This is a genomic window from Phenylobacterium montanum (assembly GCF_018135625.1).
Lineage (GTDB): Bacteria > Pseudomonadota > Alphaproteobacteria > Caulobacterales > Caulobacteraceae > Poindextera > Poindextera montana.
The window spans coordinates 2,822,465-2,844,879 of the sequence record NZ_CP073078.1; the positions used below are offsets into that span (position 1 = coordinate 2,822,465).

At 68.6% G+C, this 22,415-nt stretch carries 20 protein-coding genes; 11 read left to right on the forward strand and 9 right to left on the reverse strand.

Annotated elements, in window-relative coordinates; genetic code table 11:
* Nucleotide 1: 1 nt before the first annotated feature.
* The 3 genes from KCG34_RS12650 to KCG34_RS12660 form a co-directional block, all read right to left on the reverse strand.
* Nucleotides 2–2,446: a TonB-dependent receptor gene (locus tag KCG34_RS12650; RefSeq protein WP_211936009.1), complete on the reverse strand. Its 2,445-nt coding sequence runs from the start codon at nucleotides 2,444–2,446 to the stop codon at nucleotides 2–4.
* A 75-nt stretch (nucleotides 2,447–2,521) separates the two neighbouring features.
* Nucleotides 2,522–3,385: a carbon-nitrogen hydrolase family protein gene (locus tag KCG34_RS12655; RefSeq protein ID WP_211936010.1), complete on the reverse strand. Its 864-nt coding sequence runs from the start codon at nucleotides 3,383–3,385 to the stop codon at nucleotides 2,522–2,524.
* A gap of 342 nt (nucleotides 3,386–3,727) precedes the next feature.
* Nucleotides 3,728–5,860 carry a hypothetical protein gene (locus tag KCG34_RS12660; protein WP_211936011.1) on the reverse strand — a complete coding sequence of 711 codons (2,133 nt, stop codon included), beginning with the start codon at nucleotides 5,858–5,860 and terminating at the stop codon, nucleotides 3,728–3,730.
* Nucleotides 5,861–6,075: 215 nt separating this feature from the next.
* Between KCG34_RS12660 and KCG34_RS12665 the strand changes: the two genes are divergently transcribed.
* Entirely contained in the window at nucleotides 6,076–6,255 is a 180-nt protein-coding gene (locus KCG34_RS12665) for a hypothetical protein (protein WP_211936012.1), read from the forward strand.
* Between the two features lie 157 nt (nucleotides 6,256–6,412).
* Here the strand turns inward: KCG34_RS12665 and KCG34_RS12670 are convergent, their stop codons facing one another.
* The gene (locus KCG34_RS12670; protein WP_211936013.1) at nucleotides 6,413–8,032 is read right to left on the reverse strand and encodes a globin-coupled sensor protein; all 1,620 of its coding nucleotides are present in this window, start codon (nucleotides 8,030–8,032) and stop codon (nucleotides 6,413–6,415) included.
* A gap of 433 nt (nucleotides 8,033–8,465) precedes the next feature.
* Here KCG34_RS12670 and KCG34_RS12675 point away from each other — a divergent pair, with 433 nt between their 5' ends.
* The 5 genes from KCG34_RS12675 to KCG34_RS12695 all read left to right on the forward strand — a co-directional run bounded on the left by KCG34_RS12675 (nucleotide 8,466) and on the right by KCG34_RS12695 (nucleotide 12,757).
* Nucleotides 8,466–9,935, forward strand: a complete 1,470-nt coding sequence (locus KCG34_RS12675) for an AraC family transcriptional regulator ligand-binding domain-containing protein (RefSeq protein ID WP_249138343.1) — start codon at nucleotides 8,466–8,468, stop codon at nucleotides 9,933–9,935.
* Between the two features lie 31 nt (nucleotides 9,936–9,966).
* The gene (locus KCG34_RS12680; RefSeq protein ID WP_211936015.1) at nucleotides 9,967–10,140 is read left to right on the forward strand and encodes a hypothetical protein; all 174 of its coding nucleotides are present in this window, start codon (nucleotides 9,967–9,969) and stop codon (nucleotides 10,138–10,140) included.
* A gap of 63 nt (nucleotides 10,141–10,203) precedes the next feature.
* Nucleotides 10,204–10,464 carry an alpha/beta hydrolase family protein gene (locus KCG34_RS12685; protein ID WP_211936016.1) on the forward strand — a complete coding sequence of 87 codons (261 nt, stop codon included), beginning with the start codon at nucleotides 10,204–10,206 and terminating at the stop codon, nucleotides 10,462–10,464.
* Between the two features lie 144 nt (nucleotides 10,465–10,608).
* Nucleotides 10,609–11,886, forward strand: coding sequence for an acyl-CoA dehydrogenase family protein (locus KCG34_RS12690; RefSeq protein WP_211936017.1), 1,278 nt, complete (start codon nucleotides 10,609–10,611; stop codon nucleotides 11,884–11,886).
* Nucleotides 11,887–11,968: 82 nt separating this feature from the next.
* Nucleotides 11,969–12,757 (forward strand): SDR family oxidoreductase, encoded by a 789-nt coding sequence (locus tag KCG34_RS12695; RefSeq protein WP_211936018.1) that lies wholly within the window; start codon nucleotides 11,969–11,971, stop codon nucleotides 12,755–12,757.
* A 51-nt stretch (nucleotides 12,758–12,808) separates the two neighbouring features.
* Here KCG34_RS12695 and KCG34_RS12700 read toward each other — a convergent pair whose 3' ends face one another.
* Entirely contained in the window at nucleotides 12,809–13,444 is a 636-nt protein-coding gene (locus tag KCG34_RS12700) for a glutathione S-transferase family protein (protein WP_211936019.1), read from the reverse strand.
* Between the two features lie 179 nt (nucleotides 13,445–13,623).
* Between KCG34_RS12700 and KCG34_RS12705 the strand changes: the two genes are divergently transcribed.
* On the forward strand, nucleotides 13,624–14,583 hold the full coding sequence (locus KCG34_RS12705) for a polysaccharide deacetylase family protein (protein WP_211936020.1): 960 nt from the start codon (nucleotides 13,624–13,626) through the stop codon (nucleotides 14,581–14,583).
* Nucleotides 14,584–14,610: 27 nt separating this feature from the next.
* On the opposite strand, the gene KCG34_RS12710 is transcribed toward KCG34_RS12705, so the two are convergent.
* Nucleotides 14,611–15,828: an acyl-CoA dehydrogenase family protein gene (locus KCG34_RS12710; protein WP_211936021.1), complete on the reverse strand. Its 1,218-nt coding sequence runs from the start codon at nucleotides 15,826–15,828 to the stop codon at nucleotides 14,611–14,613.
* Between the two features lie 2 nt (nucleotides 15,829–15,830).
* The gene (locus KCG34_RS12715) at nucleotides 15,831–16,937 is read right to left on the reverse strand and encodes an acyl-CoA dehydrogenase family protein (RefSeq protein ID WP_211936022.1); all 1,107 of its coding nucleotides are present in this window, start codon (nucleotides 16,935–16,937) and stop codon (nucleotides 15,831–15,833) included.
* 141 nt (nucleotides 16,938–17,078) lie between these two features.
* Between KCG34_RS12715 and KCG34_RS12720 the strand changes: the two genes are divergently transcribed.
* On the forward strand, nucleotides 17,079–17,648 hold the full coding sequence (locus KCG34_RS12720) for a TetR/AcrR family transcriptional regulator (protein ID WP_211936023.1): 570 nt from the start codon (nucleotides 17,079–17,081) through the stop codon (nucleotides 17,646–17,648).
* Here the strand turns inward: KCG34_RS12720 and KCG34_RS12725 are convergent.
* Nucleotides 17,626–18,276 carry a YceI family protein gene (locus tag KCG34_RS12725; protein ID WP_211936024.1) on the reverse strand — a complete coding sequence of 217 codons (651 nt, stop codon included), beginning with the start codon at nucleotides 18,274–18,276 and terminating at the stop codon, nucleotides 17,626–17,628. The genes KCG34_RS12720 and KCG34_RS12725 overlap by 23 nt on opposite strands.
* Before the next feature lie 48 nt (nucleotides 18,277–18,324).
* Complete coding sequence (locus KCG34_RS12730) at nucleotides 18,325–19,920, reverse strand: sensor histidine kinase (RefSeq protein WP_211936025.1); 1,596 nt, start codon at nucleotides 19,918–19,920, stop codon at nucleotides 18,325–18,327.
* Nucleotides 19,921–19,994: 74 nt separating this feature from the next.
* Here KCG34_RS12730 and KCG34_RS12735 point away from each other — a divergent pair, with 74 nt between their 5' ends.
* From KCG34_RS12735 to KCG34_RS12745, 3 genes are all read left to right on the forward strand, one after another.
* Nucleotides 19,995–20,624 (forward strand): response regulator transcription factor, encoded by a 630-nt coding sequence (locus KCG34_RS12735; protein ID WP_211936026.1) that lies wholly within the window; start codon nucleotides 19,995–19,997, stop codon nucleotides 20,622–20,624.
* Nucleotides 20,625–20,743: 119 nt separating this feature from the next.
* Entirely contained in the window at nucleotides 20,744–21,226 is a 483-nt protein-coding gene (locus tag KCG34_RS12740; protein WP_211936027.1) for a hypothetical protein, read from the forward strand.
* The gene (locus KCG34_RS12745; protein WP_211936028.1) at nucleotides 21,223–22,413 is read left to right on the forward strand and encodes an efflux RND transporter periplasmic adaptor subunit; all 1,191 of its coding nucleotides are present in this window, start codon (nucleotides 21,223–21,225) and stop codon (nucleotides 22,411–22,413) included. The genes KCG34_RS12740 and KCG34_RS12745 overlap by 4 nt, the downstream gene beginning before the upstream one ends.
* The last annotated feature ends 2 nt before the right edge of the window (nucleotides 22,414–22,415 follow it).

A 22,415-nucleotide genomic window follows, 5' to 3' on the forward strand; every position in this document is an offset into this window, starting at 1 on the left:
CTCAGAAGCGGTAGCTCAGGGTCAGACCGGCAGTGGTCGGGGTGGCGATCTGGGTGCGCGCGTCGTTGCCGTAGAAGTTGGCCGCCACGTCCGAACCGCTGAAGGCCTGGGTGAATTCCCCCGTCGCCGCCTTGGCGTTGAACAGGTTCTTGACGAACAGGGTCGCCTCGTAGGATCGCCATTGCAGGGTGGAGGATAGGGTCCAAAGCGAGAAGGGATCCAACCCTACATTCTGCGACCCCGGCGTCACGCCGTTTCGCGTGCTTGACTGATAGTAGCCGACCACGCGGTTGGTCATCCTGATCCCCGCGCCCAGCATCTGGGTCTGGTTCAGCGACACATTCAAGGTGTGCTCGGGCACGCCCGGCAGCATCGTCCCCTTCAGCCCGGCCACATACGGCGTATCGTTGAATTGCGAGTGCGCGGTGATGATGTCGGAGGTCAGTGAGGCGTCGGTATAGGCATAACCGAGCGTCCAGGCGAGGCTCGGGGTGAACTTTCCGCTCAGTTCGGCCTCGACGCCCCTCGAGGCGGCGCTCTTGCCGTTGACCACGGCGTAGTAGCCGAAGGTGGGGGTCTGGATGTTCACCTGCACATCCGACCAGTCGATGTAGAAGGCGGCCAGGCTGTAGGTGATCCCGTGGGTGCGGCCCTTGACCCCGATCTCGTAGTTCACCGTGCTGTCCGAGGTGTAGTTCAGGTAGCTGGCATCTTCCTTCTGCGGTCCCGTGATCGGAATGGCGTTCGAGCCGCCGCGCCGATAGCCCTGGGCCACGGTGGCGTAGGCGAGGTTGTCGTCGTCCAGGCGATAGGACAGGTTGACCTTGCCCAACGGCTTGTCTTCGCTGACATGCGTGGCGTTGGTGGCGTAGATGTTGTTCCGGGTCAGCACGGCGCCGCCGATGGTGGCGTTCACGTCGGACTTGTCGCTGAAATAGCGCAGGCCGCCGGTGACATCGAACTTCTGGCTGACATGCCAGGTCAGTTCGCCAAATCCGGCGACATCCCTGAACCTGTCAGCCCGCTGATAGAAGAAGCTGCGATCGCCGGAAACGAAGGTCGGATCGGCCTCTGGCGTCTGCAGATAGGTCTCCTCGAAGCCCGGCAGATAGTTGCGCGATCCGGCGCCGCGATCCTGGTCCTCGTAGTAGAAGCCGATCACATAGTCGAACAGGGCGCCTGGCTTGCTGTTGCTGGCCAGCCGCGCCTCTTCGACCACCGCCCGTTCGGAATAGGTGTTGACGAAGGTGGTTAGCGGCAGGCGGTTCGGCGCGTAGTAAGTGAAATAGTACAGGAACCCGACCGGCAGGGTCGGCAAGAGGTGGCCATAGAAGCCGGTGTTGTCGGTGATGCTCTCGCCGCGATGATCATAGTACGAGGTGCTGCTGGTCAGGGTGGCGAAGCCCAGATCGTAGGTCGCCTCCAGGCTCTCGACATTCACTTCCCGCGCCGACGGCTCCTTGATCACCGCCCCGTTTTCATAGCGGCCATAAGGCGTCCCAAAGCCGTTGGTCCCCTCGGTGATCGCCTGTCGGCCGCCGACGTGATCGTCCTGATAGTTGTAGTTGAACACCAGCTTCAGGGCGTCGGTCGGTCGCCACAGAAGGGCGCCATGGCCATACCAGGTGCGCTGATCATTGACGCTGTTCTGGCGATAATAGTCGCTGGCTGTGGGCGCGGAGGCGCCGTTCAGCGTCTGCTGAAGGCCATCCGCGCCTGGCTTGTAGAGGTTGGGATAGTCGATGAAGCCGGGATCATAGACCCGGCTGACGGTCCCGCGAACGGCCAGGGTGCTCGACAGCGGCACGTTCAGGGTCAGGTCACCGCTCCAGCCGGCGCCGTCCGAATTGGCGGTATAGGACTGGGTGCTGGTCACCTTGCCGCTGAAGCGGTTCACATCCGGCTCGTTCTGGATGTAGCGCACCGTGCCGCCCAGCGAGCCGGACCCGTACAGGGTCGCCTGCGGCCCGCGCAGCACCTCGACCCGGTCCAGGTCCTTGAGCAGGAAATTCGCAAACACCGGCGTGTCGTTGATGTAGGTCGACAAGGGCGAAACTGACGAGACCGGATAGTCGCCCAGGGCGGCGGAATCGACGTTGATCCCCCGGATGCGCGCGCCGTCCAGCTGACCGGCGTTGCGCGGGCCGCGATCGACCACGCTGACACCCGGGACGGTTCGCAACAGCTCGTTCGGCGTGGTCAGGCTCTTGCTCTCGATCGCGCCGCCGCTCACCGCGGAGATGTTGTACGGCACCTTTAGCACCGTCTCAGCCCGACGCCGCGCCGTCACCACGATCTCCTCGGTGGAAGCCACAGCCCCCGCCGCCGGTGCGGCCGCTTTCGCCTGCGTCCCCAGAAGCGCGAGCGACGACGCGCCGCCCAGCAGCAAGGCCCGGCAGCCGCGCTGCAAAGCGACCGCCCAGACATCCGACCCGACTGACACCATCACGCCCTCCCCCATCCTGGTCTGTGCGGCCTGCGGTTCCCCAACGCGACAGGCTCGCCCGCTTCAATCACCACGCTACTGTTCCGCCTCCCGGGCCGGCGGCGTCCTCAGCGCGCCCAAGCCGGTCAGAGCGGGAACCGACCGCCCGCCCGGCTGATAGGGCGCAAAGGGCGCCGGCCCGTCGCGAAAGCTCTTGAGGGTCTGGCCCAGCCCGTTCCAGCCGCGCTCGCGCGTCCGGCGCACGTGGCCGAGATCGAGATCCAGGGCGATGACCTCCCGCCCCACGCCCGCCTCATGGACGATTTCGCCGCCCGGGCCATAGGCGCAGGACCCGCCGACGCCCAGCTCGCCGGCGACGTTGATATCCACGAACCACAGCTGGTTCTGTGCCGCGCTGGCCCGGGCGATGGCCTTCTCGGCCTCGCGGTCGATGGTGCTGGTCATGCTCGGATGCAGCACCACCTCGGCGCCGAGGCAGGCCAGGGAGCGGGTGGTCTCCGGGAACCACATGTCATAGCAGATCGAGACCCCGATCCGCCCGACACCGGGCATGTCGAAGACGGTCGGGACCTCGCCCGCCGCGACGCCCTGTTCGTAAGGCAGAAACGGATAGAGCTTGCGGCAGCGGGCGACCACCGTCCCGTCCGGGGCGATCACCGGCGCGGTGTTGAACAGCTGGTCGCCGACCCGTTCGTAAAGACTGCCCGGGATCAGCCAGACCTTGTTTTCCCGCGCGACCTCGACGAAACGCGCCTCTGCCGGCCCCGGCAGGCTCTGGGCGCTGGCCACCCCGGGACCGAAGGCGGAAAGCTCGCCCAGCATCACCAGGTCGACCCAGGGCAGTCGCCGTTTGGTCGCGGCCACCTCTGCGGCGATGCGGTCGAGATTGTCGCCGCGGCCCAGATCAAGCTGGAGCCCTGCTATTCCGAGATGCCCCATGCCGGTCCGGCCCCAAACAACGCTTGTGGGAGCCTAGGGGGTTGCTTTTCGGCCCCATAGAGCCAGATAGCGAGATTCTATGGCGCCAGAATTGGACACCTGCTCGCGCCTACTGGCGCCCGTCAGCAAGTAGGTTGAACATCGCGGCGCTCGCCAACTGATCACCGCTATCCGTGGCCGGGAATGACCAGTTTGGGAAACTACCGCTGCCTTAGGCTCGTCACTCCTGAAGTCTGGAAATGGCGTGGCGCCGCCAGCTAAACTCAAGGGCTGGCACAGCCATGTGACGAAGTTGATCCGCCAGAATCATACTTAGAGGCTCTACTCTAAATTCCATCCGCTCTAAGCGGCGGGCGCCGTCAGCCAGCCATGCTGCGGGGGCGAAGCCAGCGAGACGACTGAAGAGGTGTGACCACCGCCTGCGTGTCCCTGTGCAGCTATGTACTGGCTGAACAGCGCCGCACTGGGCGAGGCGGCCGACGGCGGATCGCCAAAGATCAGGCCTGTGTCGAAGCCGCCGCCGGCCGCCGAGCTCGTCACGCTCATCACCACGCGCAGTCCGAGGCTGTCCGCGCTCAGCTGGCCGCTGGCCAGGGATCCGAGATCGACCGCGCCGTCGGCGAACCAGGCCTGGGCCGCCGCGGCGGAGCAGAAGCTCTGGTGCAGCACGTCGATCCCGTCGGCATAGATGTCCAGGTTCAGGTTGGAAAAGCCGGCGCCGACGACGGTCGGGCTGTAGAAGCCGACCAGCAGGTCCTGCCGCACGGCCAGTTGGGTCAGATCGACGGTCAGGTCGATCTCGCTGGTCGCGGTCTCGGCCACCGAGCCGGTGGCGCCATGGCCGCCGCCCAGCTCACCCAGGGCGAAGAAGGACGGTGCGGCGCCAAAGGCCGCGGCGATCGCCGGATTGGCGGCGAGCACCGCCGAGGTCGCCGCCGCACTGGGCGCTCCGGTGACCTGGGCTATGGCCTGGTCGCCGTTGACCAAGCCCGGCGCGGCGCCGCCGATCGCGGCCTGGGCCTGGGCGATCGCCGTACCCGCCACCGTCGTGGACGCCTCGGCCGAAGCGGAGGTGACCAGATTTCCGGCGAGCGTGGAGGTCGAGGCGTCGGCCGTAGCCGAACCGCCGGTCCCCGTGGCGGTGGTCACCGCGGTCGCGGCGCCTGCTGTGGCCCCCTGGCCGCCGATCGCGTCGGCGGTGACGTTGACCGAGGTCGCGGCTGTCGCGGTCGCGCTCGCCTTCGCCGCGCCGCCGGCGCCGGTCAGGGCGTTTGTCGCGCCCGCTCCCCCTGCGCCGCCGGCCGCATCGACATTGGCGGTGACCGATCCGGCGCCGGTAAGCGCCAGGGTGGCCGAGCCGCTGGCCCCCGCCGCCCCCGCGGATCCGGCCGACCCGGCGCCGCCGGCCCCGCCGTCCGCGGTCAGCTGTACGGCCAGCGAGGCGCTCTTGGCCGCGCCGGCGGCGTCGTGGAGGGTCAGGTTCGAGGTGGCGACACCACCCGCCCCGGCCAGGCCGCCGGCGCTGGAGCCGCCGGCCCCGCCGACCGCCTGCTGCGTCAGGCTGAGCGCGCCGCCATTGGTCGTACCGGAGACGGCGTTGACGAGGTAGCCATAGGCCCCCGCCCCGCCATTGGCGCCCGAAAGGCCTGCGCCGCCGGCGCCGCCGGTGCGATAGGCGCTGGCCGCGCCGGCTCCGGAGCCGGAAGATGCCGAGTTGGCGGTGGCCGAGCCGCTGCCGCCCGCGCCGCCGGTCGCTCCGGCGCCGCTGGCCGAACCCCCGGCGCCGCCGAGCGCCGTCGCCGTCGCCGTGGCGCTGACGCCGGTGGCGCTCGCCGTCGCAGCCATCCCGCCGCCAGCGGCTCCAACGCCGCCGGCGCCGCCCGTCGCGGTCGCCGTGCTGGAGACGCTGGTCCCGCCCAGCACCGAGTCCTTGGCCGTCGCGGAGCCGCCCGCCGCGCCATTGCCGCCGGCGCCGCCCGTGGCGCCCACGGAGCTGGCGACGGTCCCCGCGCCGGTGACGACACTGGTCGCATAACCTGCGCCGCCGGCCGAGCCTGTCGCGCCCGAAGCGCCGGCGCCGCCGGCAGCGGTGTTGGTCACCGCGAGCTGGGCGCTGCGGGTCGCGTGGCTCAGGTCGTTGAAGGTCAGATTGGAGGTCGCCGCGCCCGCCGCCCCGGCCGCCGCCGTGTCGCTGGCCCCGCCGGCGCCGCCGGAGACCGACTGGCTGAGCGTCAGGGCGCCGCCCGCGGTCTGGCCATTGACGCCGTTGGTCAGGGAGGCGCTCGCCCCCGTCCCGCCCGCAGCGCCGCCGCTGCCCGCGCCGCCGGCCCCGCCGGCTTCGATCGCCGCAACCGAGCTTGCGCCCGACCCGCTGGCGGTCCCTTGGGCGGAGGCGGTCGCAAGTCCGCCGGCGCCCCCGGTCATGCCGCCGCCATTGCCCGCCCCGCCGGCCCCGCCGATCGCGGAGGCGGCCACGGTCAGGTTCGCGCCGGTGACGGCATCTGTTGCGCTGGCCGCGCCGCCTACGGCGCCGCTGGCGCCGGTCCCGGTCCCCGCCGGCCAATCAAATTGTCCGAAATGCGTCGCTTGGCTGGGAAAGCGGACACACCCGGCTTGGCCGCGCAACGATCCGAAGCCGGACAAGCCCGCAGCCCCGCGGTGACAGTCCCGGCCGGAAGCCATCGTTCGGAATGAAGGAAGAGCGGCCCTGCGACAGCCTGGCCCGGCCGCTGAAGGCCAGCGGTACGACCTGCATCGCCGCCCTCCTCGGGCGCACTACTGATGGATCGACCAATTTCTTCACCGGCTCACTGGACGGCCTGGGCAACACCATCACCGGCTGCCGACCAAGGTTTAGAAAGTTTCATTAATTTTCAGATGGTTACACGGGTATCTGAATCAGTCCCTCTGAAATCCGACGAACAATTGTCGGACTTCAGTGAAATCGATTCAGATTTCATCGAAACCGATTCACCCCCTGGCGATCGTCACTTGCAGGCCGGCCGAACCGCACGGGGCGCGCGAGGTTTAGAACTCCTCCCAATTGCCAGGAGCGACGGCGCGGATGCCGGCGGCGGCGATCCTGGCCTGAGCCTGAGCCACGGGATTGCGGGCGGAGCCATGCCGGGCGGGCTCGCGACCAGCCATCGGCCTTGCAGGCGCCGGGTGGCGTCCGGCGGGGGCTGAGCTTGAGCCGCGGGCGCCAACCTCGAAGCGGGAGATCATCTCGGCGAGTTCAGCGGTTTCCCCCTTCAGCGAATGGGCCGCCGCCGTGCTCTCCTCGACCATGGCCGCGTTCTGTTGCACCACCTGGTCCATCTGATTGATGGCTGTGTTGACCTGGCTGAGGCCGGAAGCCTGCTCCTGGGCGGAGGCGGCGATTTCCGCCACCAGGGCGTCAATCTCGTTGACCTTGGCCGCGATCGCCCGCAGGGCGCCGCCCGTCTCGCCGACCAGGCCGACGCCTGCGCCGACCTGTTCAGAGGAAGCCGAGATCAGGCTCTTGATCTCCTTGGCCGCTTCGGCCGAGCGCTGGGCCAGAGCCCGCACCTCCTGGGCCACGACCGCGAAGCCGCGGCCCGCCTCGCCCGCCCGCGCCGCCTCGACGCCGGCGTTCAGGGCCAAAAGGTTGGTCTGGAAGGCGATCTCGTCGATCACGCCGATGATCTGGCCGATCTGCTTGGACGAGGTCTCGATCAGGTCCATGGCCTGGACCGCTTTTTCCACCACCTCGCCGGAATGCTGGGCCTGGCCCTTGGCCGCTGTCACAGCCTCGCTCACCTGCTTGGCGCCGGCGGCGGTCTTTTGGACCGTAGCGGTGATCTGGTCGAGAGCGGCGGCGGTCTCCTCCAGGCTCGCCGCCTGTTGTTCGGTGCGCCGCGAAAGGTCGTCCGAAGCCACTGTGATCTCGTCGGTCCCGCTGGTGATCGCATCGGCGGTGGACTGCACCTGGGCCAGCGTCGCCGCCAACTGCTCGATCGCCGAATTGAAATCCTGGCGGAGCTGGCCATATTCGCCCGGCAACTCGTCGCCGATGCGGTGCGTGAGATCGCCCTGGGCCAGCTTGGCGAGCGCGACGCCTACCGCCGACATCACGGCCGCGTTGGTCGCCTGAGCCTTGGCCTCGCTGGCCTGCCGGGCCTTGTCCAGCGCGTCGAGATAGACTGAGATGGCGAAGTCCATATCGAGCATGGTCGCCTTGGTGACGGCGCCGATCTCGGAGACGAGTTGGCTGGGGCCCTCGCGCCTGGCGCCCAAGCCGCCCCTGGGCCAGCGCGCCTCGACCAGGTCGCCGAGCAGCCGCTCCAGCACCAGGGCATAGCCGCCGATATACCAGCGCGGCTCCAGGCCAATGCGCGCGTGGGTCTCGCCGACCTTGGTCACCGCCTGCACATAGCTCTGGCTGAATTCGCCGTCGGAAATGATTCGCCAATGGTCGAGCTGGCGGCTTTTGGCGCTGTTCATCAGCCCCGGGTTTCGGAAGAAGGCGCGGGTCTCGGGGAACGCCTCGACCTGCTGATAGAAGGCGTCGAGCGCCCCGGGCAGCGCCTTCATCAGGGCGGGCTGCACCGACTTGAGGGCGCGCTGAGCCTCGCCATCCAGCTTCATGAACCGCAGGCGGCCATCAATGCCCGTATCGTTGGTCATTATCGTCTCCAGAATGGCGGCCCGGCGACGAGAAGGCCGCCGGACATCGCGCTTCGATCCGCGCGGCTCCTGCACCCCGAGGCATCGGGCGCGGAACGCGAGCTCAACTGGAAGTGTGCCAACCCTGTTGGTAAACGAGCGCCTAACCGGCGTCTGGGTGAAGACCGCGACCGAGCGGTTCCCTTGAAATCCGTGAACTTTCGAGCCGCCTGAACATCTGAATGTGACGGTCTGACGCAGATCAAGGCGGCGACGCCCGAAGCCATGACACATGAACTCCGAAGTCACGTGTCAATATTCGCAAGCATGACGCCCTTTTAAGCAAACCTTTGGCGAGGTCTGGGCTGGCGAAGGCGGGGCGCAGCACCCGCCAGCAGCGCCACGGCGCAGCCAAGACCGACGCCGTGACGGACGAGGACTCGCGTTGGCGCTGATGCATCTTCGCAAGTACCTGCACCTGGCAAAATCCCAGGTCTCGCCCGCCGACCCGGCCGAGGCGGCGAAGCCACACGTCAGAGGTGTAGTGCTGATCGCCTTCTCCCAGGCCGCGATGTCGCTCGGCCTGGATTGGGAGGCCATCGCCGCACAGTCCGGGCTGCCGCCCGAAACCTATCTGGACACCGGCGTTAGCGTGCCCGGCGACGCCGCCCTGCGCGCCATAAATCTGGTTGCTGCCCTGTCGGGGCGCGAAGACATCGGCATTCGGGCGGCCCTGGCCTCAAAGGCGGTGATCGGCTCCTTCCTTGTGGCGCCGTTGCGCATCGCCCTGCGCGCGCAACCGACGCTTGGCGCAGGCATCAGATTTCTCGCCAAGCACATAGCGCTGCAGGACCCCGGTCAGGTTCACGAGGTTCACGAAGTCGGGCAGCTATTGGTCTGGAAGCGGCGCTTCACCAGGCCCGAGCTCAACAGGAACCCCCATCTGATGACCGTGCTGCAGGCCGCCAGCGTCCTGTTCCTGCGTGACATTCTGGGGGCCGACTGGCGACCTCACCTGACCTGCTTCTCCCGGACCGCGCCCGAGGACATCGGCCCGTTCCAGGCCTTTTTTGGCAAGGTCGAGTTCGGCTGCGAGGGCGACAGCCTCGTACTCGACCGCGCCGACGCAAACCTGTCGCTGCCGCACGCGAACCCTGAGGTCCTGAAAACCATCGAGGAGTTCGTCACTGCTCGCGGTCGCCCGGATCAATCCGACCCGCTTGAAGACCTGCAGGACGTGGTTCTTCGCCTCCTGATCGAAGGCGATTGTTCGCTCCAGCGGCTTGCAGCCGAACAAGGCGTGGATCCGCGCACGATTCACCGGCGGCTGAAGGCGCACGGCACGACCTTCAGCGATCTGCTCGATCGCGCGCGCCGAAGTCTCGTCGAAAGTCAGATGGGAAGGGCGGACCAGCCGTTGTCGGAACTGGCCGCGATCGTCGGATTTTCCAGCGTCAGCACCTTCTCCCGCTGGTTTCATGACGCCTATGGCATGACCGCCAGCGAGTACCGCAGGCTGGGCGCGAGCGCGACCGACCAGGAGCGGGCGAAGGCGCTCATGGACCGCGCCATCGACGTCGTACTGGGCGTGGACCGGGCGGGACGGGTTCGCTTCTGCAACCAGGCTGTGCAGCGGTTGGGCTTCGACGCCGGCCGGCTGATCGGCGCCAACCTGCGTGATCTCGTCCATCCGGATGCAGTGATTTCGATACAGTCGCTGTTGCGCATTGGGCAAGGCGCCGAGCCATCGAACGCCGCGGCGCACCTCGGCCTGCAGGTCCGCCGTGCGGACGGGACCTACCAGGCGTTCGGATGCCACACAGCGCCGATCTTCGATCGCGAAGGGCGCCTGCGAGAACTATTGATCGTGCTTCGGCAGCAGCCCGAGACCTGCCCCGCCCATGTCGACGGCTCACGACACTAGGCGGAACTTGGAAGGCGACGTTTCTCCGTGCTTGCGACACCCTGCAACAAGCTCGGCAGGGGTCGCGTTCGACGCCCCGGCGACGGACCAGAAGCTCCTGGGCGAGGTGAATTCGCTGGAGGCCGCCGGCAAGACAACGGCCCCCAGGTACATGGAGGTCCTGATCCCCATGCACTACGAGCAGCACATCCTGCGCAGGCCCTAGGCTGAATGGCCCGAGCCGGTCATTCGCAGCTTCGCCCAGATCAATTCGGACCTCTACACCCTGATGCAGGGCCCGAGCGAACGGGGGGCCAGCGGCCGCCTGGCCGACTGGGACCGTTTCGCCGACCTCCGGCGCTTCGCCGTCCCGACCCTGGTGATCGGCGCCCGCTACGACACCATGGACCCGGCCTACAGGGAGGCGACGTCGAGGCAGCTGCAGAGCGGGAAATATCTCTATCTGCCCGAGGGTAGCCACCTGGCGATGTACGACGACCAGCAGAGATACTTTGACGGCCTCGCCACCTTCCTCAAAGGCGTCGAGTAGCCGCCGCCCGGGCGCAATTCATACGCTTGTTTGATTTTTCCCGAAACCGGCGCTAAGCCTGCTGTCGATCTTCGCGGCGCAGCGCACACCGCCTGCGCCCGCGCCGAAATTTCGGCAGCACACGTCAATGAAGGAGCGACCAGGATGAACATCGCCACACCCAAGGCGTCCTCGGACTACGCCCTCAACCCTCAGGACGAACTCAACGACCTGCGGATGAGCGACAAGGCGGTGCCGCTCTATGAGCACGTGAAGCGCTTCATCAAGGAAACCGTCGAGCCGATGGCCGCCGAGTACGAACGCCTCGGCGAGGGCCACACCGACCGCTGGACCTTCGCGCCCGGCCAGCTGGAGGTGCTGGAGGTCGCGAAGAACAAGGCCAAGGCCGAGGGGCTCTGGAATTTCTTCCTGCCTGACGCCGAGACCGGCGAGGGCCTTTCCAACCTCGACTACGCCTATATCGCCGTGGAGCTGGGCAAGAGCCCGCTGGCGTCGGAAACCATGAACTGCGCCGCGCCCGACACCGGCAATATGGAAGTGTTAGAACGGGTCGGCACGCCCGAGCAGAAAGAAAAGTGGCTGAAGCCGCTCTTGAACGGCGAGATCCGCTCGGCCTACGCCATGACCGAGCCGAACGTGGCTTCGTCCGACGCCAAGAACATCTCCACCACCGCCACCCTGGTCGGCGACGAGTGGGTGATCAACGGCGAGAAATACTACATCTCAGGCGCCGGCGATCCGCGCTGCAAGATCATGATCACCATGGTCAAGACCAACCCGGACGCCGCCCCGCACCAGCAGCAGTCGCAGATCCTGGTCCCCACCGACGCCCCGGGGGTGAAGATCCTGGGGCCGATGCACGTGTTCGGCCACGACCACGCACCGCGCGGCCACATGCACATCCGCTTCGAGAACGTGCGGGTGCCCAGGGAGAACATCCTGCTGGGCGAGGGCCGCGGCTTTGAGATTTCCCAGGTCCGCCTCGGCCCGGGCCGCATCCACCACTGCATGCGCACCATCGGCAAGGCCGAACTGGCGCTGGACCTGATGGTCAGCCGCGGCCTGTCGCGCGAGGCGTTCGGCCGGCCCCTGATCATGCTCGGCGGCAACCTGGAAAAGGTCTCGCGCGCCCGGATCGAGATCGAGGCCATGCGCCTGATGGTCTTGAAGGCGGCCAAGGCCATGGACGTCCTGGGCAACAAGGAAGCCCGGGTGTGGGTCAGCATGGTCAAGGCCATGGTGCCGGAAAAGGCCTGTCAGATCATCGACGAGGCCATCCAGATCCATGGCGCCACCGGCATCTCGCAATGGACGCCGCTGGCCGACCTCTACACCGACGTGCGCCACCTGCGCTTCGCCGACGGCCCGGACGAGGTCCACCACATGGTCAACGGCCGCAACGAGCTCGGCCGCTACCGCTGATCGCACAGCGGCGGGCCGCCTCGGCGGCCCGTCGAACGCGGCGCCCAACTCGCAAAGACCACCCGAACCTCAGGGATTGATCATGCACGTCAAGGACAAGGTCGTCGTCGTCACCGGCGCGGCCGAAGGCATCGGGGCCGCCCTGGCCCGGCGCTTCGCCGCCGAGGGCGCCGCCAAGGTGGTGGTGGTCGACCGAAATGGCGAGGGCGCGGCGGCGACCGCCGCGGCGATCGGCGGAGAGGCCGTCACCCTGGACGTCACCGACGGGCCGGCCACGGCGGCCATGGTCGCCGATATCGAGGCCCGCCATGGGCGGATCGACCTCATCTGCTGCAACGCCGGGATCGGCGACGCCGATCCTGACAAGGACGACCCGACCTCATCGCCTGACGCGGTCTGGAACCGGGCCTGGAACGTCAACCTGATGGCCCATGTCCACGCCGCCCGCGCGGTCATTCCGGGCATGGTGGCGCGGGGCGGCGGCTATATCCTCAACACGGTCTCGGCCGCGGGGCTCCTGTCCCAGATCGGCGGAGCGGTCTATTCGACGACCAAGCACGCCGCCGTCGGCTTCGCCGAGTCCCTGGCCATCACCCTGGGCGACCAGGGGATCAAGGTTTCGATCCTCTGCCCGCAAGGGGTCGACACCGCCATGCTGCGCCAGGGCGACGCCGCCTCCCAACCGCAGAACCTGGACGGCGTGATGACCCCGGACGAGGTGGCCGAGGCGGTCATCGCCGGCCTCGCCGCCGAGACTTTCCTGATCCTGCCGCACGAGCAGGTCCTGACCTACATGCAGCGCAAGGCCGGCGACTACGACCGCTGGATCGGCGGCATGCGCCGGCTACGGGCGAAAATGGCGCAGGCCTGAAGCCTCGCCTCATGCGCGATCGCGACTAGCCTAGCCTTGCTGGCCGCGCCGCTACGCGAGCATCGGCGCCATGCCCGGCTCCGCCTTGGCCATCGCCCGCTGGTAGGCCGGCCGCTGGCCGATGCGCTGGAGATAGGCGCGCAGATTGGGATAACCCTCGATCGAGGCGCCGCGGAAGGCCCGGCTGGTGGTCAGGCAATAGACCATCATGATGTCGGCGGTGGTCAGGTTGGCACCGCCGAAGAACGGGGCCTGCCCCAGCCTCGCCTCGGCCATGGCCCAGGCGCGGCGGCTGCGGTCCTCCACGAAAACCGCAGCCGGATTGCCCGGGGCCCCGCTGGCCAGGACCAGCTGCATCATCAGCGTGGCCATGAAGGTGCCGTTGGACCAGTGGAACCAAAACAGGTGATCGGCGAAGTCGGGGTCGTCTGGCCCTGGCGCGAGCCGCCCGCCGCCGTAACGCCCGCAGATGTAGTCGCAGATGGCGCCGCTCTCGCCCAGCACGAGGTCGCCGTCGGTGATCACCGGCGCAATCCCCATCGGGTGCAGCGCCTTGTAGTCGTCCGGCGCCAGGCGGTTGTCCGCGCGCCGGTCGTAGCGCTTCAGGGCGTACTCGATCTCAAGCTCCTCGCACAGCCAGACGATGCGTTCGGATTGGGATATCCCGAGGTGGTGTACGGTGAGCATGTCCGCCTGCTGTGCTTGGATGTGGGAAGGCGAGGATAGGCCGCCGGGGGGCGCCCTAAAAGCCGTAGTATCGAACGGGACAGGGCCGGGGCGAATCACATAGCCGGTGCCTGGATGGCGCCACGCCCGCCGTCATCGCCTGGGGCGATCGAGCGCGGTCAGAGAACAAGGGCTACAGCATGCGCCGATCGACAGCATTCCTCGCGGCCCTGATCCCGATCTGCCTTTTGGCCTGGGGGCCGCAAGCGCGCGCCGGGGGCGGCAGGGTCGCCCTCACCTTCGACGACCTTCCGGCGCTGAGCCTGTTCAATGACCAGCCCTATGTGAACTACCTCAACGAGATGCTGCTGCGCGGGCTGAAGCGGCGGCGCCTGCCGGCGACCGGCTTCGTCAACGAGAGCAAGCTCGACCAGATCGACCGGGCTCAGCAGATCGCCAACCTGGAAAAGTGGCTGGACGCCGGCATGACCCTCGGCAACCACACCTTCAGCCATGAATCGCCCGATCAGCTGGGCGGCGCCGGCTATATCCAGGACATAGCGCGCGGCGAGCCGGTGACCCGCGGGCTGCTGGAAAAGCGCGGCCGATCGCTGGGCTGGTTTCGCCACCCCTATCTCGAGACCGGGGTTCCTGAGGCGGTCAAGAAGGAGATCGACGACTGGCTCGCAGCCCACGGCTACCGGATCGCGCCGGTCACCATCGACGCCGACGACTGGGAATTCGCCGAGCCCTATGACGACGCCATCGCCCGCCACGACGAGGCCCGGCGCCTGCGGATCAAGCGGCAATATCTCGAATACACCGAGCGCACCGTCGGCTGGTACCAGGCTGCGTCGACCGCCCTGTTCGGCCGGCAGATCGCCTTTGTCATGTTGCTGCACGCCACCCGGCTGAACGCCGATTGCATCGACGACCTGGCCGACATCCTCAAGCGCCGCAAGCTGAAGGGCGTGACCCTGGACGAGGCGATGAAGGATCCGGCCTATCGCACGCGCGACCCCTATGTGGGCCACGACGGCATCGACTGGATGGAGCGCTGGTCGAACGAACTGCACAAGGACCTGCCCTGGGACAGCTGGCAGGACCCACCCAGGCAGATCGTCGAAGAATACGACCGCACCAACAACGACCGGCACTGAAGGCTTGCGGAGCTCGGCGACCTAGCCCTAGCGACCGCTGCGGACCTCGCGGAAGGGAATGTCGCGGTCGACCTCGGGCTCGCGGGGCAGGCCGAGAACCCGTTCGCCGATGATGTTGCGCTGGATCTGGTCGGTGCCGCCGCCGATGGAGGTGAAATAGGCGTTCAGGGCCAGGAAGTTGGCGTCCTCCGAACGCGGATGATCGGGGCCTTCCAGCAGGCTCGCGGCGCCCAGGATGGCGGTGCGCACCCTCGCCTCCTCGTGCAGGATGCGGCTCATGGCCAGCTTGCCCAGGCTCATCACCGGGGAGGAGCTGCCCTGAGCCAGGTCGGCTTTGGCGCGGGCGGTGTTGAGGGCGTTGAGGCGCTTGTAGGCGATCGCCTGGGCGAGGTCCTGCCGCAGCAGCGGGTCGCCCAGGGCCCCCGCCTCCCGCGCCAGGGCGATCAGCGGCTCCTCGGTCTTGGACTCCGCCGCCCCTGAGCGCCCGCCGCGGGCGGATTCGCCCATCACCGAGCGCTCGTAGGCCAGGGCCGTCTGCAGCACGCTCCAGCCGTCGCCCAGGTCGCGCAGCAGGTTCTCGGCCGGAACGATGGCGTCGGTGATGAACACCTCGTTGAAGTGACTTTCGTCGGTGATCTGGCGCAGGGGCCTGACCTCGACCCCCGGCTGCTTCATCGGCAGGAAGAAAAAGCTGATGCCCTTGTGCTTGGGGACATCCCAGTCGGTGCGGGCGATCAGCATGCCATAGTCGGCGGTGGCCGCGCCCGAGGTCCAGACCTTCTGGCCGTTGACCACGAAATGGTCACCCACCCGCTCGGCCCGGGTGCGGATGCCGGCCAGGTCCGAGCCCGCGCCGGGCTCGGAATAGAGCAGGCACATGCCGACCTCCTGGCGCAGCAGCGGCAGGACCAGCTTCTGCTTCAGGGCCTCCGTGCCGCAGGCCAGAAGGGTGTTGGCCCAGAGATTGGTGCGGTCCTGGCCGGCGCCTGGCGCGCCGGCGGCGGCGAATTCGCGCTCGATGATCCGGGCCTGGGCGTCGGACAGGCCGCGGCCCAGCCAGGCCGCTGGCCAGCGGGGCACAGCCCAGCGCGCCTCGACCACCTTGGCCAGCCAGGCCTTCTGCTCGGGCGAGGCGGTCCAGCCGGCCCCGCCGCCGGAGCGCGGCAGGCCCTTCCAGTTGTCTGCCAGCCAGGCGCGGACTTCTTCGCGCAGGGCCTCGTCGGTCACGGGTGCGGCTTGCGTCATGATCAGGCTCCCAGCGCTTTCAGGAAGCGCTCGCGATGGGCCGGCGAGGCGCCGAACAACTGGGCGTCGGCGCGGGCCCGCCGCAGGTAGAGGTGGGCCGGATGCGCCCAGGTGAAGGCGATGCCGCCGTGCATCTGCACCGCGTCGGCGGTGGTCCGGGTGAAGGCGTCGGCGCAGGCGAAGGCGGCCAGGCTGACCGCAGCCTCCGCATCGGCGGCGCCCTCGGCCAGTCGGGCCGCGGCGTGGCGCGCCGCCGAGATGGCGCTCTCGGTCTCCAACAGGAGGTCGGCCGCCATGTGCTTGATGGCCTGGAAGGAGCCGATGGCGCGGCCGAACTGATAGCGGTTCTTGGCGTAGTCGACGGTGAAGTCCAGGCAACGCTGCGCGGCGCCCGCCTGCTCGCCGGCGAGGGCCACGAGGGCCAGATCGATGGCCGCCTGAACCGCCCGCCAGGCCGCGCCGCCGATCCGCCGGGCGGGCGCGCCCGAGAAGGTGATCCGCGCCAGCCGAAGCGTGTGGTCGAAGGTCGGCAGCCCAGCGAGACTGACGCCGTCGGCCTTGGGATCGACCTCGAAGACGGCCAGGCCATCGTCGGCCCGCGCCAGCACCAGCAGGACATCGGCGTTCTGGCCGTTGAGGACGTAGCTGGCGACGCCGTTAAGGGCGAAGGCCTCGTCCACGGCGTCGGCGGTGACCGATACTCCATCCTCGACCCAGGTTCCGGCGTCCCCAGTCAGGGCGGCGGTGACGATGGTCTTGCCGGCGGCCATGTCCGGCAGCAGCCGCGCCTTTGCGTCCTCGTCGCCCAGGGCGCGCAAGAGCTCGGCCGCCAGCACGCTGGAGGCCAGGAGCGGCGAGCACAGAAGCGCGGCGCCCGCTGCCTCCATCACCGCCTCGACCTCCATCGGCCCGGCGCCCGCGCCGCCATAGGCCTCCTCGATCACGAGGCCGGTGACGCCCATCTCGGCGAGCTGGCCCCAGAGGCCGGAGTCGTAGCCGGTCTCCGTCTCCATGGTCCGCCGCACGTCGGCCTCCGTGCTCTTGTCGGCCAGGAGCCGGCTGACCGCGTCGCGCAGCGCGGATCTTTCCTCTGCGGACAGACTGGCCATGCGGCGGCCTCCTTTATTTACGGACGATACCCGTCTAAAACTAGGCGCATGATGCGCGACGATGCAAGCTCGCAAACCAGAAAGGCCGACAATGCGCCGACGGGCCGGGGCCGTCCCCGCGACCCCCAGTTGGAAGACCGTGTGCTCGACGCGGCGATCGGCCTCTATGCCGAGGCCGGCTGGGCGGGTTTCAGCTATGAGGCCCTGGCCCGCCGCTCCGGCGTGGGCAAGGCCGGTCTCTACGCCCGCTGGAAGAGCCGCGAGGCGCTTTTGCGGCGGACCCTCGAGGCCCGATGGCTGGCCCCGGCGCGTATCGACACCGGTTCGCTACGCGGCGACCTCCTGGCCCTGGCCGGGCAGATCTTCGGGGTGCTGACCAGCGACCATGCAGGCGTCGCGCGGTGGATGCCGGCGGACGCCGTGCGCCATCCCGAGGTGGAGGCCGCCCTGACCCCCTACCGCGAGGCAACCGTCAGCCAGGGCCGGGCCATCGTGCGGCGGGCCATCGCCCGCGGCGAGATCGCGCCCAGCGTCAATCCGGGCCTGCTGATGGACCTGGTGGTCGGCGGGGTGACCAACCACGTCAGCACCACCCCGCGCCGCCTGCGCGCCGCCATGATCGCCAAGTCCGAGCGTTTCAGCGCCGATCTGGTGGACGCGGTGCTGCGCGGCGTTGGAGCCGGCGAGCCTATTTCGCCGGCGTCGAGCTGAACTCGGTCTCGATCGCCACGTCCACCTCGTCGCTGACGCCCATGCTCGAGCCTGGGGCCGGAACGCCGTAGGATATTCCGTAGGCGGAGCGCTTCAGCACGCCGTGGGCGGAAAAGCCGATCCTGGCGCCGCCGGGATCGAAATTGTTGGGCGGCCAGCCGCCGTTGTAGGTCACGTCCAGCACCACAGGCTTGGTCACCCCGTGCAGGGTGAGGTCGCCCGTGACCTTGGCCGCGTGCGGGCCGGTGAGTTCGACTGATGTCGAACGGAATGTGATCTGCGGGAACTGGGCGGCTTCGAACCAGCTCTTGCCCATCAGCTGATCGTGAAAGCCGGCCGGCGGGGTGTTCAGCTCCAGCGAGGTGGGGTCGATGGTCGCCTCGACTTTCATGGCCGTGGGGTGGTCAGGATCGAACGCCAGCGTACCGTCCACCCGAGAAAAACGGGCCGTGTAGTGGGAGAATCCAAGGTGGCTGACCCGAAACACCACCGAGGTGTGCGCCTTGTCCATGTAGTACTGGCCGGCCGGAGGCTGCGGCGCGGCGGCGGTCTGGGCGATCGCAGGGCTGGCGGCGAGGGCGAGTGAAAAGGCGGCCTTGGCCGCGAAGAGGGCTCGATAGGGTGGCATTGCAGGTCTCCTGGTTCGCCCTCAAGGACGCTCGAATTTCCGCCTTTCCTACACCTGGCTGGCGGACGCGCGAAAAATCTGCGCCAGGGCCGCGGTCAGAGGCAGGGAGACCGTGACCCGAGTCCCCTCGCCCAGCCGGCTGGCGACGGCCACCTGGCCAGCGTGCAGGTCCACCACCATCTTGACCAGATAGAGGCCGACGCCGGCGCCGACCACGCCGCCGACATTGCCGCCGCGGTGATAACGGTCGAAGACTTGAGGCAGGTCGGCGGGGGGAATTCCGATCCCGTGGTCCTGGACGATGATCTCCAGGACATGGTCGCGGACTTGGGCGTCGAGGTCGATCACGGCGGCGTCCGGGGAATACTTCACCGCGTTGGACACCAGGTTGCTGATCACCTGGTAGAGCAGCTTGGGATCGCCGACGAAGTCCGCCGGCAGTTCCCCATACCGCTCGACGATGCGGACTTCCGGAGCGATGTCGCGGTGAACCTGGCAGACCTCGCGCAGCAAGGCCGCAGGATCGAAGGCGACCGGATGGTAGTAGAGCTTGGCGTCGCCGTCGGACAGGCGTGTGGATTCCAGCAGCTGCTCGATCGCGTGGCGCAGCCGCAGCACCGCCTTCCTGATGCGCCCTGCCCGCTCTGCGACGTCGTCGGGCGACAGACGCCCCTTCAGCGAGGCCAACCTCTGGGCGTGGCCGTCGATGATGGTTAGGGGCGTCCTGAACTCATGCGAGGCCATGGAGACGAAATTGCGCTGCATCCCGGTCAACCTGCGCTCGGCCTCCAGCCGCTCCTCCAGAAGGCTCGCCTGTTGGATCAGGGCCTGCTGGCTGCGCGCCAGTTCGATGGCGTTGGCGCGGAACACCACCACGGCGCGGGCCATCTCGCCGACCTCGTCGCGCCGGCGAGTGTAGGGGATGTCGATGCGGGTCTCATTGGCGGCCAGCGAGCGCATTCGCGCAGTCAGGTCCAAGAGGGGCCGGGAGATGGCGCGGGTCGTGTAGTACACGCCGCCCGCCAGCCCCAGCGCGGCAAGGACGATGGCGGCGGCGATCAGGGCCCGCGCGGTCCGGTAGGCCACAGTGGCCTGTTTGCTGGCCTCTCGGGCGCGGACCACCGTGCGGTCGGTGAGGACGCCGAGGGCGTCGCTGGCGGCCGCGTAGGCCTTCAGCGAACCTGAGGCGTAGAGCGCATCGGCCTCGGCCTGGCGCCCCTCGCGCGCAGCGGACAGCACCTGCCCCGAGACGGCGTGGTAGGCGTTCCAGTTCCCGATGAAACGCGCGTAGAGCGCCCTTTCCTCGGCATCGTGCGCCACCTGCAGATAACTGCGCTCGGCCCGGGCGACCTGGCGATCGATCTCGACGATCTCGCGATCCATCTCCGCCTTCTGCGGGTCGCTGTGGGCCAACAGGCGGCTCGCCTCCGCAGCGCGGGCGTCGGAGGTGTAGTTGTTCAGGTCGCCGAGCGCGCGGGTGCTCTGCAGCCAGCGGTCGCGGATCTCGGCGGAGACCCGGTTCACGTCGCGGAGTTCGCTGACGCTGAACGCCCCGAGGATCGCCACCAGCACCAGGAACAGCAGGAACACCGCCGAAAGGCCGGTGCGGATCGAGCGCCAGGGGTTGACGGAGAGCTGCGGCACGGGGCCGAGCCTATTGAGCTTGCCGCCAAGGCTCAATGCTGGCGAACAGGCCAGGCTCTCGTATAACCACGCCGATGTCGCAAACGCCGAAAGCCCCCGGCGAAGCCGAGCCGCCGACCGTCCTCTGCATCGAGGACGACCGGGAGACCGCGGGCCTGCTGGCCGAGGACCTGACGGAGCGCGGCTATCGCGTACTGGTCCGCCACAACGGGCGCGAGGGCCTCTCTGCGATCATGGCCCAGCGGCCGGACCTCGTGCTGTGCGACCTGAACATGCCGATCATGTCCGGCTTCGAGGTGCTGGAGCGGCTGACCGCCAACGCCCCCTGGCTGTCCGACATGCCGTTCGTATTCCTCACCGCCCTGACCGACCGCGACAGCGAACTGCGCGGGCGCCGGCTGGGAGCCGACGACTATGTGACCAAGCCGATCGACTTCGACATCCTGGCCACTATCGTCAAGGCGAGGCTGTCGCGCGTCCCGCGCCGCGACCTCTGGCGACGCGACGTCGCCCTGAGCCCGCGCGAGATCGACGCCCTGACCTGGTCGGCCCGTGGCAAGACCTCGGACGAAATCGCCCAGATCCTCGACCTGACACGCCGCACGGTGGATTTTCACCTGGACAACGCCCGCACCAAGCTGGGCGTGGCAACGCGCACCCAGGCGGTCGCGGTGGCCATAGCCGCCGAACTGATCATGCTCTAGCCGCTCCGGCGCATCACGGCGCGCCTGTGACAAGTCACAGTTCACGCCCCAGCCCCCCCGGCCTAGGTTTTCCACAAACCGCATTGCGGGCTGGCGGGGGCCAGACGTCTGGAGCGAACGTGAACACGTCCTATATGCCAAGAGCGCTCGCCGGCCCGGTGACCGCCTACCTGGCCATGGTCGTCGGCATGGCCCTCTGCATGGCCGAATTCCCGGACCATCTGGCCGCCGTGGCCGGCGCCTTCGTCTTCGCCCATGCGGCGGCCTCAATGGCCGTGGCCGCGGTGCGGCAGGAGATGAACATGCTGCAGGACGTCGTGCGGCACAGCGAACTGACCAAGCGCATCGGCATCGACGAACTCGCCCGGCGCATGGCCCGCGGCGAGGCCTCGTCGCTGCACGTTGATGCGCCCCATATCTGGAAGGCGGCCAGCGAGGAGGCGCGCGAGGAGTTGGACGGCCTGGCCGCCGGCGCAGAGGCCGGGACGCAGGAGCCGGCGCTCTTGCCGGCGATAATCGCCCATTTCGCGCTTCTGGCGCTGTACTACGGCTTCGCCGTGGCCCTGGCGGCCACCATGGCCAAACTGCCCAAGCTCCTGTGAGCCCCCTCACGCGACGCACACAATGGACGATCCTGGTGGCGGCGGCGATCGTCGGCGGCGGTCTGTTCTTCGGCGCGCCGCGGCTCACCGCCCTGTTCGCGCCACCGCCGGCGCCTGCAGATTCGCCCCCGCCCAAGGGCGGTTTCCGCCCCACCGACGAGCAATGGTCCACCTTCCGCTTCGCCGCGGCCGAGCCTCGGACGTTCCGAATCGCCGCCGCGACCGACGGTAAGATCGCGACAGACGACGACCGCACCACTCAGGTGTTCTCGCCGTTCTCGGGCCGGGTGACGGCAGTGATGGCTGTGGCCGGCCAGGCGGTGCGCGCAGGCCAGCCCCTGTTCGCCGTCCAGGCCCTGGAGTTCGTGCAGGCCCGTAGCGACCTGGCGACCGCCGCCGCCCAGGTGCGCGTCGCCGAGGCGGCGGAAGCGCGGCAGCATGCGCTTTACGCCGCGAGCGGCGCGGCGCTGAAGGACTGGCAACAGAGCCAAGCGGACCTGGCGAGCGCCCGCGCGGCCCTCGCCTCGGCGCGTGATCGGCTGGCGCTGCAGGGGGTTAGCCAAGCTTCGATCGCCGCCCTGGAACAGTCCGGCGCAACCGACCGGGGCCGGGCGGTGGTCGCCGCGCCGATCGCCGGGATGGTCCTTCAGCGCAATGTCGGCGAGGGCCAGAACGTCGCCAGCATCGCCAGCGGCGGCGCCACCCCCGAATTCGTGGTCAGCGACCTCTCGCACGTCTGGCTGGTGGCCAATCTGCGCGAGACCGATGTCGCCCGCGTCCGGCTGGGCCAGGCCATGGAGGTGCGCGCCAACGCCCTGCCCGGCGAGGTTTTCCAAGGCCGGCTGGACTTCATCGCCCCGACGGTCGATCCCAACACGCACCGCGTCGCCGTCCGCGCGACGATCGAGAACCTCGGCCTGAAGCTGAAGCCCGAGATGTTCGCCGAGGCGCGCCTCCTGACCCCTCAGGCTGCGCCCGGCGTCAGCGTACCGGAGGCGGCGGTGATCTTCGAGGCCGATACCGCGCGGGTGTGGGTGGCCGGCCCTGGTCACACCCTGTCGCTGCGCCAGATCCGCGTCGGCCGGGTCGAGGACGGCGCGGTCGAGGTCGTCTCTGGCCTGAGGACCGGCGAGCAGGTGGTGACCAGCGGCTCGCTGTTCATCGACCGCGCGGCGCAGGACCAGTAGGC